Below are 15,359 nucleotides of genomic sequence, written 5' to 3'. Positions count from 1 at the left end.
GCCGGAGACCTCCTCCTCCGCCGGGACTGCGCAGCTCCTGCTGATGGCGCTGGCGCAGGGCAAGTTCCTCGCCCTCCTCTCCCCCGCCCGCGCCCGCCGCCTGATCGGCACCGTCCTCGAGCAGCTCGCCGCCCGCTGACCCCCCAAGACCCGAGCAGCCGTCCGCGCGGGAACCCGGCTCTCGGCACGCCGCTCCGCGGCCACTCGACCAGCAGGGGCAGGGGCGCCCTCTCCCCGCAAGGTGGAGGGCGCGTCCGAGAATCGCGTGGCAGCGATTCGAGGCAGCCCGACGGAATACGCTCTGCGGAACGCACCCCGTCGGGAGGCCGACCGCGCTGAGCCGCGTAGGGAGCGGCTCAGAAACGGACTCAGCCCAGCGCTCGCTCGATCTTCTCCGTGATCTCGTTCTGGTCGAGGTAGTTGTCGATGACGACGACCTCGGCGAAGGTGCGGCCGATGCGGTCGACGAGCTCGCCGGAGGTGAGGATGACCTGCGCGTCGGCGGCGAGCGCGTCGACGGAGGCCAGGTCGGAGGCGATCACCTCGGCCTCGAGGTCGAGGGTCTCGAGGGCGCGCTCGGCGCCGAGCTTGAGGATGGCGGAGGTGCCGATTCCGGCGCCGCAGAGGGTGACGATCTTCATGCGCTTCTTCCGTGGTGCGGGTGGTGCGGGGTGCTGTCGGTGAGGACGGCGTTGATGCTGCCGACGGTGCGGGCGGCGGCGAGGGCGCCGACCGCGTCCGGACGGCTGAGCACGTCGGCGAGCCCGGAGACGAAGCCGACGTGTCCGTGCGCCTGGGTGGCGGCGATCCCGATGACGACCGACACCGGGTCGTTGGTGCTGTGCCCGAAGGCGACGGGCTCGGCCAGCGTGACGACGGAGAGGCCGTCCGCGAGGACGTCGTTGCCGGGCCGGGCGTGCGCGAGGGCGAGCCCGGGCGCGATGACGATGTACGGCCCGAGCACGTCGACCTGCTCGACCATGCGCCGGGAGTAGGCGGCGTCGACCGCGCCGGTCCGCTCGAGCGCACGGCCCGCCTCGAGGACGGCCTCCCGCCAGGATCCGGCGGAGTGGCGGAGGGCCACCGCCTCCTCGGGGAGCGCGTCGAGCGGCACCGTCAGGCCGCCTCGAAGCCGGCGCTGATCGTCTCGACGAGCTCGCGGCGCTCGTCGAGCGGCAGGAAGGCGGCGTGAGCCGCGTTCAGCTGGAAGGCCTCGAAGTCGTCGAGGTCGTACCCGAACGCGTCGGACAGGAGGGCGAGCTCGCGGCTGAGGGTCGTCGCGCTCATCAGGCGGTTGTCGGTGTTCACCGTGACGCGGAAGCCCAGCTGGTAGAGCAGGTCGAAGGGGTGGTCGGCGAGCTCGGCACCCCACGCTGCGACGGCTCCGGTCTGCAGGTTGGAGGAGGGGCTGAGCTCGAGGGCGATCTCGCGGTCCTTCACCCACTCCGAGAGCTCGCCGAGGGTCACGTAGCTCGCGTCGTCGTCCTGGCGCTCGATGCGGATGTCCTCAGCGATCCGGACGCCGTGGCCCAGGCGCAGCGCGCGGCCGTCGAGCAGGGCCGAGCGGATGCTGTCGAGGCCGTCCGCCTCCCCCGCGTGGACCGTGGTCGGGAAGTGCGCCGCCGCGAGCAGCTCGAAGGCGGGACGGTGCCGCGAGGCGGGGAAGCCCGCCTCGGCTCCGGCGATGTCGAAGCCGATCGCACCGCGCTCGCGGTGGCGCAGCGCCAGCTCGGCGACCTCGAGCGAGCGGTCGGCGTGCCGCATCGCGGTGATCAGCTGGCCGACGCGGATGCGGTGTCCCTCCGCCGCCGCCTCCTGCACGCCCTGCTGCAGCCCCTCCTGGACCGCCTCGACAGCCGCGTCGAGCGAGAGCCCGGCGCGCTGGTGCTGCTCCGGCGCCCAGCGCACCTCGCCGTGCACGACTCCGTCAGCGGCGAGGTCGAGCACGAACTCGCGGGCCACGCGCTCGAGCGCCGGCGCGGTCTGCATCACGGCGACCGTCGTCTCGAAGGTGGCGATGTAGTCGGTGAGGGAGCCGGAGTCGGCCGTGGCGCGGAACCACTCGGCGAGCGCGTCCGGCTCCTCGGCCGGGAGCGGCACGCCCGTCTCGCGGGCAATCTCGAGGACCGTCCCGGCCCGCAGCCCCCCGTCGAGGTGGTCGTGCAGCGACACCTTGGGGAGCTCGTCGATGAGGACGCCCTCGCCCGGGAGGAGGTACTCCTCGGTCTGATCGGTCACGGTGCTCCTCGCAGGTCGGCGGTGGTTCGCCGACCACCCTAGAGGGTCGGCGGGAGCGGCTCGCCGGGCGGCACCTCCTCCGTGCCGGGCGGCGCGGGGCTAGGAGACGCGCTCCGCCACGAGGGGGCCGCCGTCGAGCACCTCGTCGCCGTCGTCGCCGATCCGGTAGGCACCGTCGAGCGCCTCGAGCGCCCGGGCGAAGCGCTCCGGCTCGTCGGCCGACAGCGTGAGCAGGGGCCGGCCCGCGCGGACGCGGTCGCCCGGCTTCGCGTGCAGGTCGATCCCCGCCGCGTGCTGCACCGCGTCGGACTGTCGGGCGCGTCCGGCGCCCAGGCGCCAGGCGGCGATGCCGAACGGCAGCGCCTGCTGCTCCACCAGGACGCCGTCGCGCTCGGCGACCACGACGTGGGTCTCGCGGGCCTCGGGGAGCGCCGCATCCGGATCCCCTCCCTGAGCGCGGATGACCGCGCGCCAGGTGTCCATCGCCGCGCCGCCGTCGAGGGCGCGCTCGACGTCCGCGTCCGGCTGCCCGGCGAGGGCCAGCATCTCGCGGGCCAGGGCCAGCGTCAGCTCCCGGACGTCCGAGGGACCGCCGCCGGCGAGCACCTCGACCGACTCCCGCACCTCGTTCGCGTTGCCGATGGCCAGACCGAGCGGCACGTTCATGTTGGTCAGCAGCGCGGTGGTCCGCACCCCCGCGTCGTTGCCGAGGTCGACCATCGCCCGCGCCAGCTCCCGCGAGCGCTCGATGTCGACCATGAACGCCCCTGAGCCGAACTTCACGTCGAGCACCAGGGCGTCGGTCCCCTCGGCGATCTTCTTCGACATGATCGAGGACGCGATCAGCGGGATCGCCTCGACGGTCCCGGTGATGTCCCGGAGCGCGTAGAGCTTCTTGTCGGCGGGGGCGAGGCCCGAGCCCGCGGCGCAGATCACGCCGCCGACCGTCCGCAGCTGCTCCAGCATCTCCTCGTTGCCGAGGTCGGCCCGCCAGCCCGGGATCGACTCCAGTTTGTCGAGCGTTCCGCCCGTGTGGCCGAGCCCGCGTCCCGAGAGCTGGGGCACCGCCACGCCGAAGGAGGCGACCAGCGGCATCAGCGGCAGCGTGATCTTGTCGCCGACCCCGCCCGTGGAGTGCTTGTCGACCGTGCGCTTGCCGAGTCCGTCGAACCGCATGCGCTCGCCGCTGGCGATCATCGCCAGGGTGAGGTCGCGGATCTCGTCGCGCTCCATCCCGTTCAGCAGGACCGCCATCGCGAAGGCCGCCATCTGCTCGTCGGCGACGTAGCCGCGCGTGTAGGCGTCGATCAGCCAGTCGATCTGCGCGGTCGAGAGCGTGCCGCGGTCGCGCTTGGTGCGGATGATGTCGACGGCGTCGAAGTCCTCGACGGGGGTGGTGCGGGTCATGCGGAGTCCTCGGTTCGGGAGTGGCAGCGGTGACGGCGGCGCTAGGAGGCGGCGTAGGCCTCGAGCGTGCGCGGGCCGAAGGCGTCGGGGATGACCTCGTCGATCGTCTTCACGCCCGACACGGTCTGGAGGAGCATGCCCTCGGCCGAGTGCTCGAAGAGCAGCTGGCGGCAGCGCCCGCAGGGCATCAGGACGCCGCCCTTCCCGTCGACGCAGGTGAAGGCGACGAGCCGGCCGCCGCCCGTCATGTGCAGCGAGGACACCAGCGCGCACTCGGCGCAGAGCGTGAGCCCGTAGGAGGCGTTCTCGACGTTGCAGCCCGAGATCGTCCGGCCGTCGTCCACGAGCGCGGCGACCCCGACGGGGAACTTCGAATACGGGACGTAGGCGTGGCTCATGGCCTCGAGGGCGGCCTCGCGCAGCGCCTCCCAGTCGATGTCGGTCACGACGGCTCCTCTCAGGACTTCAGGTACGGCTTGCCGGCGGCGGCCGGTCCGCGGGACTGGCCGACGAGACCGGCCACCGCGAAGATCGTCACGACGTACGGCAGCATCAGCATGAACTCGCTGGGCACGGGCGAGCCGATGACGCCGAGCACGTTCTGCAGGTTGGTCGCGAAGCCGAACAGCAGCGACGCGAGCGTCGCCTTGATCGGGTCCCAGCGGCCGAAGATGACGGCGGCCAGGGCGATGAAGCCCGCACCCGCGGTCATCTCCTTGCCGAACGCGCCGACCGCGTCGAGCGTGTAGTACGCGCCGCCGACTCCGGCGATCGCCCCGGCGAGGGAGACGTTCCAGAAGCGCGTGCGGGCGACATCGATGCCCACGGTGTCCGCGGCCTGCGGGTGCTCGCCCACGGCGCGCAGGCGGAGGCCCCACTTGGTCTTGAACAGGCCCCACCACACCGCGAAGATCGCGAAGTACATCAGGTAGACGATCACCGTCTGGTTGAACAGGACGGCGCCCACGATCGGCACCTGGCTGAGCACCGGGATCGGGAGGCGGTCGAACTTCACCGGCGAGTTGAACGTCGACGCGTCGGCGGAGAGGACCTGGGAGTAGAGGAAGCTCGTCAGGCCGGTCACCAGCACGTTCAGCACGACTCCGACGATCACCTGGTCGACCAGGTACTTGATCGCGAAGGCGGCCAGCACGAACGACACCAGGACGCTCGCGACCATCGCCGCGAGCAGGCCGAGCACCGGCTGGCGGGTGAGGGAGCCGACCATCGCCGCGGTGAAGGCGCCGGCGAGCAGCTGCCCTTCGATCGCGACGTTGACGACTCCGACCCGCTCCGAAATGACGCCGCCGAGCGAGCCGAAGATCAGCGGAGTGGCGAGCCCGACGGTCCCGAGCAGCAGTCCCGAGACGGGCAGCGCGGCACCGGCCGACGCCCAGACGAGGAACCCGATCAGGAAGACCAGGGCGAAGACCGCCGAGAGCCAGAGCGGGATCCGGCGGCCGGCGCGGGTGAGCGCGGCCGAGGCGACGGCCAGGGCGACCAGGAGGATCGCGACGACCACGCCCGTCCCCCGCGTCGGGAACGGGATGTCCGGCAGCGCGAAGAAGTCGGTCCCCGCGGCGAGGCGGAACGAGCTCGTCCCGTCGCGGCCGAGGGCCACGAAGAGGACGACGGCGAGCAGCGCGAAGACGCCGAACGCGATCGGCTCCTTCCAGCTGCGGATCACGACGCGGTCGGGGGCGGTGGCGACGGCGGTGCTCATGCGGACACCTCCGAGGTGCGGCGGGTGCGGCGCTTCGGGGCGGCCCCGGGCGTCGGGAGGCGGAAGATCGCGCGCACCAGCGGCGGTGCGGCGATGAAGAGGACGATCAGCGACTGGACGACGAGGACCACGTCGATCGGCACGCCCTCAGCGGCCTGCATCGAGTAGCCGCCCGCCTTGAAGGCGCCGAAGAGGATGCCGGCGAAGAACACGCCCCAGGGTCGGGAGCGGCCCAGCAGCGCGACCGTGATCGCGTCGAAGCCGATGCCCGCGTCGATCCCGGAGGTGAAGCCGGTCGTGACCGTCCCCATCACCTGGGCGCTGCCGGCCAGGCCGAGCAGGCCGCCGGAGAGCAGCATCGCGGACACGTAGCTGTTCTTCACGTCGATGCCCGCGACCCGTGCCGCGTGCGGGTTCTCCCCCACCGCGCGGAACTTGAAGCCGATCGTCGAGCGGTTCAGGAGCCACCAGACGAACACGGTCGCGAGGACCGCGAAGACGAAGCCGAGCGTGAGCGAGTATCCGGGGCCGAGGAGCGCCGGGAAGACCGCGGTCTCCTTCATCCCGGGCGACTTCGGGTTGTTCGAGCCGGGCGCCTGCAGCGCGCCGGGCGTCCGCAGGAGGTAGGAGATCAGGTAGAACGCGACGTAGTTGAGCATGATCGTGAGGATCACCTCGTGCGCGCCGGTGCGGGCCTTGAGCAGTCCCACGAGTCCGCCCCAGAGCGCGCCGCCCAGGATGCCGGCGGCAAGCGCGACGACCAGGTGCACGCCCCACGGGAGGTCGAAGGAGAAGCCGACCCAGCCCGCGCAGGCGGCGGCGATCAGCATCTGGCCGCGGCCGCCGATGTTGAACAGGCCGACGCGGAAGGCCAGCGCCACTCCGAGGCCGCCGGCGATCAGCGGAGTCGCGAAGGCCAGGGTGTCCGTCAGCGGCTTGATGCCGTTGGCGAAGCCCTCGCGGCGGAAGTTGTAGACCGAGCCCTGGAAGAGCGAGGAGTAGGCACCGGAGACGGACTGCCAGATCGCCTGCAGGGTGTCGAGCGGCCGGGCGAAGAAGTAGCCCGACGCCGCCTGGACGTCCTTGTCGGTCGCGGCGATCAGCACGCCGCCCGCGATGAGGGAGAGGAGCACGGCGAGCACCGACATCAGCGCGGTGCCGGAGAGGATCTCGCGCAGGACGCGGGAGGCGCCGCTCTCGAGCGGGCCGGTGCGCACCTCCTGATCCGGCTTCTGGCCGGGCTCGAGCCCGGACGCCTTCTCGGTCTCCGCGTCGGGATCGACCGCGGGCAGTTGCGCGTCGCTCACGCCGCCGCTCCCTTCTCGGCGGGCGTCTGCCCGGCCATCATGAGCCCCAGGACCTCGCGGGGCGTGTCGGCGGGGACGATGCCGATGATCCCGCCCTTGTACATGACCGCGATGCGGTCGGCGAGCGCCGCGACCTCGTCGAGCTCCGTCGACACCACGATCACGGGGACCCCGGTGTCGCGCGTCTCGACGATGCGCTTGTGGACGAACTCGATGGAGCCGACGTCGATGCCGCGGGTGGGCTGCGCCGCGATGAACAGCCGCAGCTCCCGGCTGAGCTCGCGCGCGAGCACCACCTTCTGCTGGTTGCCTCCGGAGAGGCGGCCGACGTGGGTGCCGATCCCCTGGGCGCGCACGTCGAACTCGCGCACCCGCTCCTCGGCGAAGCGCTCGAGCTCCTTCAGCCGCAGGCCCAGTCCCTTCACGAACGGACCGCGGTCGCTGCGGTCGAGCATGAGGTTCTCGGCGATCGTGAACTCGGCGACCAGACCGTCCTCGGTGCGGTCCTCGGGGACGAAGCCGACCCCCGACTCGAGGACGCGGCGCACGGACAGCCCGTCGAGGCGGCGCCCGTCCAGGGTCACCGAGCCCTCGACCCGCTCCTGCAGGCCCATGATCGCCTCGGTGAGCTCGGTCTGGCCGTTGCCCTGCACGCCCGCGATCGCGAGGATCTCGCCGCGGCGGACCTCGAAGGAGACGTCGTCGACGACGGCCTGGCCGTTGGCGTCGCGCACGGTGAGGTTCGAGACGACGAGGGCCTCGTCGCCCGGCACCGCCTGCTCCTTCTGCACCGTCAGCTCGACGGCGCGGCCCACCATCAGCGAGGCGAGCTCGGCGTTGCTCGCCGTCGGCGACGCCTCCCCCACGACTCTGCCGAGGCGGATGACGGTGATGCGGTCTCCGACCTCGCGCACCTCGCGGAGCTTGTGCGTGATGAAGACGATGGCGGTCCCGGCCGCACGCAGCTGGCGCATGATCGCGATCAGCTCGTCGGTCTCCTGCGGGGTCAGCACCGCGGTCGGCTCGTCGAACACGAGCACCCGGGCGTCGCGGGAGAGGGCCTTGATGATCTCGACCCGCTGCTGGACGCCGACGGGGAGGTCCTCGACCAGGGCGTCGGGATCCACGTCGAAGCCGAAGCGGTCCGAGATCTCGCGCACCCGGGCGCGCGCGGCGGCGAGGTCCAGGCGCCCGCCGGCCTTCGTCTCCTCGTGGCCCAGCATGACGTTCTCGGCGACGGTGAACACGGGGACGAGCATGAAGTGCTGGTGGACCATCCCGATGCCCGCCTTCATGGCGTCACCCGGACCGGAGAAGTGCTGGACCGCGTCGTCCAGCAGGATCTCCCCCTCCTCGGCCTGGTACAGGCCGTAGAGCACGTTCATGAGCGTCGACTTGCCCGCGCCGTTCTCGCCGAGGAGGCAGTGGATCTCACCGGGTTCGACGGTGAGATCGATGTGGTCGTTGGCCACGAGCGCGCCGAAGCGCTTAGTGATGCCACGCAGTTCGAGCTTCATGGGACCAATCTAACTTTCGGTTCGCGCCACGATGCGCCGTCGGCCGGGATCGAGGGACGCAGCGGAGCCGATCGGCCCGCCGGACCGACGAAGAGGCCGGCGGGCCCGAGGTGTGCTCGGGCCCGCCGGCCTCTTCGAGGAAGCGGCTAGGACGCCGCGGGAGCGGACGGGGAGGTGACGGTGATGGAGCCGTCGATGATGCCCGCCTTGATGGTGTCGAGCTCGCCCTGCAGGTCGCCCGAGACCTTCGACTCGAAGTCGTGGAACGGCGCGATGCCGACTCCGTCGTTCTCGAGGGTGCCCACGAAGGGAGTGGGGTCGAAGTCGTCGGCTCCGGCGGAGCTGGTGACGTCGGTCGTGCCGGCCTCGATGCCCTTGAGAATCGAGGTCAGGTACAGGTCGGCGCCGTCGGGGTAGGTCTCGTACAGGTCCGCGTCCACGCCGACCATCGCGATGTCCTTGCCGGAGTCGCGGATCGCCTCGATCGCCGACTGGAAGATCGGACCGCCGACGGGGAGGATGACGTCCGCGTTCTGGTCGATCAGCGACTGCGCGGCCGACTTGGCCTCGACGCCCGCCGCGAAGCCGCCGGTGAAGGAGCCGGTCTGCGCGTCGACGTCCCAGCCGACGACCTTGACGTCCTTCCCCTTCTCCTCGTTGTAGTACTTCACGCCGTCGGCGTAGCCGTCCATGAAGATCGTGACGGTCGGGAACTGCTGGCCGCCGTAGGTGCCGACGACGCCGGTCTTGGAGTACGACGCGGCCGCGTAGCCGGCGAGGAACGCCGCCTGCGAGGTGTCGAAGGTGATCGGCTTGACGTTCGGCAGGTCGATCGACGCGTCGTCGATGATCGCGAAGTCGATGTCCGTGTTCGCCTCGGCCGCGGCCGACGTGGCCTCGGCCAGCGCGAAGCCGACGGTGATGATCAGGTTGCAGCCCTGGTCGACGAGGCTGGTCAGGTTCGGGGCGTAGTCCGTCTCGGACTCCGAGGTGACGGTCTTCGGCGTGACGCCGAGGTCCTCCGAGGCCTTCACGAGGCCGTTGTAGCCGAGCTCGTTGAACGACTTGTCGTCGAACCCGCCCGCGTCGGAGACCATGCAGGGCAGGAAGTCGCCACCGGCGGCGGCGCTGGAGCCGCTCTCCTCGGGGGCGGAGGCGCAACCGGCGAGAAGCGCGGTGACGCCGAGGGCGGCGAGACCGCCGAACGCGGCCTTACGCGAGGTGATAGTCAAGATGTCGTCCTCCAGGAATGCGGCCCCGCGCGACGAGCGCAGCAGGGCGTCGATTCCCACACGTTACCCAATGTGACAAGCCGCTCAGCCGCCCGGACGGTAGACCTCAGGAAGCGTTACACAGTGTTGATCTTCGCGACATGCGGAGCGTGTCGCGGGTGCGGGCGGCTGTGCTCGATTCCGAGCCGCGGAGCGGCTCGGCGCGGTCGCTGTGCTCGATTCCGAGCCGCGGGGCGGCTCGGCGCGGTCGGCTTCGCGACGGGTGCGTTCCGCAGAGCGGGTCGCGTCGGGCTGGCCTGAATCGCTTGGCACGCGATTCCGGCTCGCGGCCCTCTCCCCTGCTGCCGGACGTCGAGAGTGCTCGGGGGAGCTCCGCGCTGCGCGCGGTCGGGCACGGACGGGTGCTTCCACGGTGGTCGAGTTGCCGCGCGAGCGGAGACCCGCCCGCCAGCACCGAGCGGGACGGCCGAGGCCCTCATCGAGGGTGGTCGAGTCGCCGCGCGAACGGCGTATCGGGACCGCCGCACGCGCATGAGGCGAAGGGCGGAACGGCGAGGGGCGGAACGGCGAGGGGCGGAACGGCGAAGCGCGGCGCCTCCGAGGGGAGGGCCGCGCTTCGACGGGTGGGACGGAGGGCTAGAGGACGTCCGTGCGGCCGGAGAGGCGCAGGGCGTCGACGACGCCCTTGACCTTCTGAGCGTTCTCGGTCGTGGTCACCAGGAGCGCGTCGGGGGTGTCCACGACGACGATGTCCTTCACTCCGATGAGGGCGATGGTGCGGTTGCCGCCGCTGACGACGATGCCCGTCGCGGAGTCGGCGAGCACACGCGCGTCCTCGCCGAGGATGGCGAGGTCCGAGCGGAGTCCGCTCGAGTGCAGCTTCGCGATGGACGCGAAGTCGCCCACGTCGTCCCAGGAGAAGTGGCCCGGCACGACGGCCAGCTTGCCCGCGGCCGCGGCCGGCTCGGCGACGGAGTAGTCGATCGCGATCTTCTCCAGGCCCGGCCAGATGCGGTCGACGACCGCGCCGCGCTCCGGGGTGTCCCACGCGGCGGCGAGCTCGAGCAGTCCGGCGAGCAGCTTCGGCTTCGCGCGGCCGAGCTCCTCGAGGAGGCGGTCGGCGCGGGCGATGAACATGCCCGCGTTCCAGAGGTACTGGCCACTGGAGAGGTAGGCGCGCGCGGTGTCGGCGTCGGGCTTCTCGACGAAGGAGTCGACGGCGAGCGTGTGCGTCGCCCCGTCGATCCCGAGGTGCTTCCCCGTGCGGATGTAGCCGAAGCCCACGGCAGGCTCGGTCGGCGTGATGCCGATGGTCGCGATGTAGCCCGCGTCCGCCGCGACGACGGCCTCGGCGACCGCGTCGTGGAACAGCTGCTGACCGCTGATGACGTGGTCGGCGGCGAACGAGCCGATGATCACGCCGGGCTGGCGGCGCTCGAGGATGGCGGCGGCCAGGCCGATCGCGGCGGACGAGTCGCGCGGCTCGCTCTCGAGGACGACGTTGAGGTCCTCGAGGCTCTCGAGCTGCTCCTCGACGGCGGCGCGGTGCGCGCGGCCGGTCACGACCATGATCCGGTCGGCGCCCGAGATGGGCGCGAGGCGGTCCCAGGTGTCGCGGAGGAGGGTCTGCCCCGACCCCGTCAGATCGTGCAGGAACTTCGGGGCGTCGGCCCGGGAGAGCGGCCACAGCCTCGAGCCGATCCCGCCGGCGGGGATCACGCTGTAGAAGCGGTCGAGCGGGGCGCGGCCATCGGTCTCAGGTGATGTCATGTCCGCAGGATACAAGGGAGCCCGAGCGCGACCGTCCGTTCACCCGGGCGCGCGCCGCCGTTCATCCCGCCGCCGTAGCGTCCGGGGCGTGAGAGTCGCGGTCGTCACCGAGAGCTTCCTGCCGTCGTTGAACGGCGTGACCACGAGCGTCCTGCGGGTGCTCGACGAGTTCGCGGAGCGCGGGATCGAGGCGCTCGTCGTCTGCCCGGCCGCGGGGGCGCCGGGCCACTACGCGGGCCACCGCGTCGTGGAGCACCCGGCGATCGCCTACCGCGACTTCCCGGTCGGAATCCCCACGCTGGCCCTCACCCGGGAGCTGGCCGACTTCGAGCCCGACGTGGTGCACGTAGCCTCGCCCTTCCTCCTCGGCGCCCGCGCCATCGCCTCGGCCGGCCGGCTCGGGGTGCCGAGTGTCGCGATCTACCAGACGGACGTCGCGCGATTCGCGGCCCGCTACGGCATCCGCGGCGCCCGCGCCCTCGCCTGGCGGGTGATCCGCCAGATCCACGCCGGGGCGGACCTGACCCTCGCCCCCTCCACCAGCGCCCTCGACGACCTCGCCGCCGCCGGCATCGAGCGCACCGCGCTGTGGGGCCGCGGCGTGCAGAGCGAGCGCTTCCACCCGCGCCGCCGCTCCTCCCCCTACGCGCAGGCCGTCCGAGCCGGACTCGGCGCCGATGATGCGCTCGTCGGCTACATCGGGCGCCTCTCCCCCGAGAAGAGGGTGGAGCGGATGGCGGCACTCGCCTCCCTCCCGCACGCGGAGCTGGTCGTGGGCGGCTACGGCCCCTCCTCCGCCCGGGTCGCCGCCGCCCTCGGCCCGGCGGCGCGGATGCTCGGCCGGCTCGACGGCGACCGGCTGCCGGCGGTCTTCGCCGCGCTCGACGTCTTCGTGCACACCGGCACGGAGGAGACGTTCGGCCAGACGGTCCAGGAGGCGCAGGCGTCCGGCACCGCCGTGGTCGCGCCGCACGCGGGCGGCCCCACCGACCTCATCGAGCACGGCGTGGACGGCCTGCTCTACGCGCCCGAGAGCGACTCCGACCTCCGCCGGCAGGTGGAGCGCCTGGTCCGAGATCCCGCACTGCGCGCCCGGCTCGGCGAGGCGGGCCGCCGCCGCGTGCTCCACCGCACCTGGAGCGCGCTCACCGACGAGCTCCTCGCGCACTACGCGACCGCGGGGGCGCCCGCCCTCGCCCTGCCCCGCAGCTAAGGCTCGCCTAAGCCGCGCCCGCCTGCGAGCGCGCTTAGAATCGGAGGGCGAGTTTCTCGTCGCTCCCCGCCCCGTCCCCGTCCACGCGACGTGGGAACAGGTCAGGCCGTCGGAGCACAACCAGGGAGGGTTGTTCGTGTCAGTTCAAGCTGCTCAAACCCTCGCACCCCGGAAGCAGGGGAAGATCCGGCGTCCGGCCGGCACCCTGTACCGCGGTCGCGAAGGCATGTGGTCGTGGGTGCTCCACCGGATCACCGGTGTCGCCATCTTCTTCTTCCTCCTCGTCCACGTCCTCGACTCCGCTCTCATCGCCGTGAGCCCCGAGGCGTACAACGCGGTCATCGGGACGTACAAGAACCCGATCATGGGACTCGGCGAGACCGGGCTCGTGGGCGCCATCGCGTTCCACGCGCTGAACGGCCTGCGGATCATCCTGGTCGACTTCTGGAGCTGGGCGACCCGCAACCAGCGCGTCCTCTTCTGGGTCGTCATGGGCCTCTGGGTCGTGCTGATGCTCGGCTTCGCGCCGCGCCACCTGATCAACGTCTTCAGCGAGGGGGGTGCGCATTGAGCACCGTCGCCGCACCGCGGACCCCGCACACCCCGACCCGCTCCTCCGGCACCAACTGGGAGAAGTGGGGCTGGATCTACATGCGCGCCTCCGGCGTCGTGCTGATCGTCCTGATCTTCGGGCACCTCATCTACAACCTGCTACTGGGCGACGGCATCAAGGCCATCGACTTCGGCTTCGTCGGCGGCAAGCTGGCGAACCCGTTCTGGCAGTGGTGGGACGTCCTCATGCTGTGGCTCGCGCTGATCCACGGCGGCAACGGCATGCGCACGCTGGTCAACGACTACGCGACCTCGCCCCTGCTGGCCAAGGCCTTCAAGGGCGGCATCCTCGTCGCCGTCGTCGCGCTGATCGCGCTCGGCACCTGGGTCGTCTTCGCGTTCGACCCGTGCCCCGCCGGCACCGCCGCGGACCTGCTGCCCTCCTTCTGCGCAGCGTGACCACGGTGCCGCGGATCGGAGAGGGGCCCGCGCCCCTCCCGGTCCGCGGCACCGCGTCCCGGCACCTCCCCCTCCCATCCCCGTACGACGGAGCACCCACCCCGTGAGCACACCAGGCCACACCCACACCGGCGCCGACCAGAGCGCCTTCGCGCAGACCGTCGGACCCGACGGCGTCCACTACCACCAGTTCGACGTCGTCATCGTCGGCGCCGGCGGTGCCGGGATGCGCGCGGCCATCGAGGCCGGCCCCAAGGCGAAGACGGCCGTGATCTCGAAGCTGTACCCGACCCGCTCCCACACCGGAGCGGCGCAGGGCGGCATGGCCGCCGCCCTCGCGAACGTCGAGGAGGACAGCTGGGAGTGGCACACCTTCGACACCGTCAAGGGCGGCGACTACCTCGTCGACCAGGACGCGGCCGAGATCCTCGCGAAGGAGGCCATCGACGCGGTCATCGACCTCGAGAACATGGGCCTGCCCTTCAACCGCACCGAGGAGGGCAAGATCGACCAGCGCCGCTTCGGCGGCCACACCCGCGACCACGGCAAGGCGCCCGTCCGCCGGGCCTGCTACGCGGCCGACCGCACCGGCCACATGATCCTGCAGACGCTGTTCCAGAACTGCGTCCGGCTCGGCATCAACTTCTACAACGAGTTCTACGTCCTCGACCTGGTGATGACCGAGGTCGACGGAGTGGCCAAGCCCTCCGGCGTCGTCGCCTACGAGCTGGCCACGGGCGAGCTGCACGTCTTCCAGGCGAAGGCGATCATCTTCGCGACCGGCGGCTTCGGCAAGATCTACAAGACCACCTCCAACGCGCACACCCTCACCGGCGACGGCGTCGGCATCATCTGGCGCAAGGGCCTCCCCCTGGAGGACATGGAGTTCTTCCAGTTCCACCCGACCGGCCTCGCCGGCCTCGGCATCCTCCTCACCGAGGGAGCGCGAGGAGAGGGTGCGATCCTCCGCAACGCCTCGGGCGAGCGCTTCATGGAGCGCTACGCCCCCACCATCAAGGACCTCGCGCCGCGCGACATCGTCGCCCGCTGCATGGTCCAGGAGGTGGCGGAGGGACGCGGCGCCGGACCGCACAAGGACTACGTGCTGCTGGACTGCACCCACCTGGGCGCCGAGGTCCTCGAGACCAAGCTCCCCGACATCACCGAGTTCGCCCGCACCTACCTGGGCGTCGACCCCGTCGTCGAGCCGGTCCCCGTCATGCCGACCGCGCACTACGCGATGGGCGGCATCCCGACCAACGTCAAGGCCGAGGTGCTCTCGGACAACACGACCGTCGTCCCGGGCCTCTACGCCGCCGGCGAGTGCGCGTGCGTCTCGGTGCACGGCTCCAACCGCCTCGGCACCAACTCCCTCCTCGACATCAACGTCTTCGGCAAGCGCAGCGGCAACAACGCCGCCGACTACGCCAAGACGGTCGACTTCACCCCCCTGCCCGCCGACCCGGCCGGAGCGATCCGCGACATGCTCGCCTCGCTCCGCTCCGCGACCGGCACCGAGCGGATCGCCTCGATCCGCAAGGAGCTGCAGGACGAGATGGACAAGAACGCTCAGGTGTTCCGCACCGACGAGTCCCTCGAGGCCGTCACCGGGACCATCCAGCGCCTGCGCGACCGGTTCCGCAACATCTCGGTGCAGGACAAGGGCAAGCGCTTCAACACCGACCTCCTCGAGGCCGTCGAGCTGGGCTTCCTGCTCGACCTCGCCGAGGTCGTCGTCTACTCGGCGCGCAACCGCAAGGAGAGCCGCGGCGGCCACATGCGCGACGACTTCCCGAAGCGCGACGACGAGAACTACATGCAGCACACGATGGCGTACCTCTCCGGTGACGCCCACTCCTCCGACGCCGGTGACCACATCCGGCTCGACTGGAAGCCCGTCGTGATCACCCGGTACCAGCCGATGGAGAGGAAGTACTAGCC

Annotated in this window: 14 protein-coding genes; 4 read left to right on the top strand and 10 right to left on the bottom strand. The window is 71.5% G+C overall.

Going from position 1 to position 15,359, the window contains the following annotated elements; genetic code table 11:
• Positions 1–368: 368 nt before the first annotated feature.
• The 10 genes from C5C37_RS07075 to C5C37_RS07030 form a co-directional block, all read right to left on the bottom strand.
• Positions 369–641: a PTS sugar transporter subunit IIB gene (locus tag C5C37_RS07075; protein WP_104226416.1), complete on the bottom strand. Its 273-nt coding sequence runs from the start codon at positions 639–641 to the stop codon at positions 369–371.
• Complete coding sequence (locus C5C37_RS07070; protein ID WP_104338706.1) at positions 638–1,114, bottom strand: PTS sugar transporter subunit IIA; 477 nt, start codon at positions 1,112–1,114, stop codon at positions 638–640. The genes C5C37_RS07075 and C5C37_RS07070 overlap by 4 nt, the downstream gene beginning before the upstream one ends.
• 2 nt (positions 1,115–1,116) lie before the next feature.
• A complete protein-coding gene (locus C5C37_RS07065) occupies positions 1,117–2,238 on the bottom strand; it encodes an adenosine deaminase (protein WP_104268398.1) in 1,122 nt (373 codons plus the stop codon).
• Between the two features lie 99 nt (positions 2,239–2,337).
• On the bottom strand, positions 2,338–3,645 hold the full coding sequence (locus C5C37_RS07060; RefSeq protein ID WP_104223179.1) for a thymidine phosphorylase: 1,308 nt from the start codon (positions 3,643–3,645) through the stop codon (positions 2,338–2,340).
• Positions 3,646–3,686: 41 nt separating this feature from the next.
• Positions 3,687–4,091: a cytidine deaminase gene (locus C5C37_RS07055; protein WP_104223180.1), complete on the bottom strand. Its 405-nt coding sequence runs from the start codon at positions 4,089–4,091 to the stop codon at positions 3,687–3,689.
• Positions 4,092–4,102: 11 nt separating this feature from the next.
• Positions 4,103–5,368 (bottom strand): ABC transporter permease, encoded by a 1,266-nt coding sequence (locus C5C37_RS07050; protein ID WP_104266841.1) that lies wholly within the window; start codon positions 5,366–5,368, stop codon positions 4,103–4,105.
• Complete coding sequence (locus C5C37_RS07045; RefSeq protein ID WP_219814468.1) at positions 5,365–6,675, bottom strand: ABC transporter permease; 1,311 nt, start codon at positions 6,673–6,675, stop codon at positions 5,365–5,367. Before C5C37_RS07045 ends, C5C37_RS07050 begins: the two co-directional genes overlap by 4 nt.
• Positions 6,672–8,192, bottom strand: a complete 1,521-nt coding sequence (locus tag C5C37_RS07040) for an ABC transporter ATP-binding protein (RefSeq protein WP_104223182.1) — start codon at positions 8,190–8,192, stop codon at positions 6,672–6,674. Before C5C37_RS07040 ends, C5C37_RS07045 begins: the two co-directional genes overlap by 4 nt.
• A 146-nt stretch (positions 8,193–8,338) precedes the next feature.
• Positions 8,339–9,424 carry a BMP family protein gene (locus tag C5C37_RS07035; RefSeq protein WP_104338709.1) on the bottom strand — a complete coding sequence of 362 codons (1,086 nt, stop codon included), beginning with the start codon at positions 9,422–9,424 and terminating at the stop codon, positions 8,339–8,341.
• Positions 9,425–10,060: 636 nt separating this feature from the next.
• Complete coding sequence (locus tag C5C37_RS07030; RefSeq protein WP_104223184.1) at positions 10,061–11,194, bottom strand: mannose-1-phosphate guanylyltransferase; 1,134 nt, start codon at positions 11,192–11,194, stop codon at positions 10,061–10,063.
• 88 nt (positions 11,195–11,282) lie between these two features.
• On the opposite strand from C5C37_RS07030, the gene C5C37_RS07025 reads away from it, so the two are divergent.
• From C5C37_RS07025 to sdhA, 4 genes are all read left to right on the top strand, one after another.
• A complete protein-coding gene (locus tag C5C37_RS07025; RefSeq protein WP_181065415.1) occupies positions 11,283–12,407 on the top strand; it encodes a glycosyltransferase family 1 protein in 1,125 nt (374 codons plus the stop codon).
• 184 nt (positions 12,408–12,591) lie between these two features.
• Positions 12,592–12,978, top strand: a complete 387-nt coding sequence (gene sdhC, locus C5C37_RS07020; RefSeq protein WP_258059417.1) for a succinate dehydrogenase, cytochrome b556 subunit — start codon at positions 12,592–12,594, stop codon at positions 12,976–12,978.
• On the top strand, positions 12,975–13,418 hold the full coding sequence (locus C5C37_RS07015; RefSeq protein WP_104223187.1) for a succinate dehydrogenase hydrophobic membrane anchor subunit: 444 nt from the start codon (positions 12,975–12,977) through the stop codon (positions 13,416–13,418). The genes sdhC and C5C37_RS07015 overlap by 4 nt, the downstream gene beginning before the upstream one ends.
• Before the next feature lie 202 nt (positions 13,419–13,620).
• On the top strand, positions 13,621–15,357 hold the full coding sequence (gene sdhA / locus C5C37_RS07010; protein WP_104232891.1) for a succinate dehydrogenase flavoprotein subunit: 1,737 nt from the start codon (positions 13,621–13,623) through the stop codon (positions 15,355–15,357).
• Positions 15,358–15,359: the final 2 nt, after the last annotated feature.

The organism is Rathayibacter sp. AY1F9, assembly GCF_002932155.1.
In the GTDB taxonomy this organism is placed as follows: domain Bacteria; phylum Actinomycetota; class Actinomycetes; order Actinomycetales; family Microbacteriaceae; genus Rathayibacter.
This window is presented reverse-complemented; position numbering and strand designations above follow the sequence as displayed.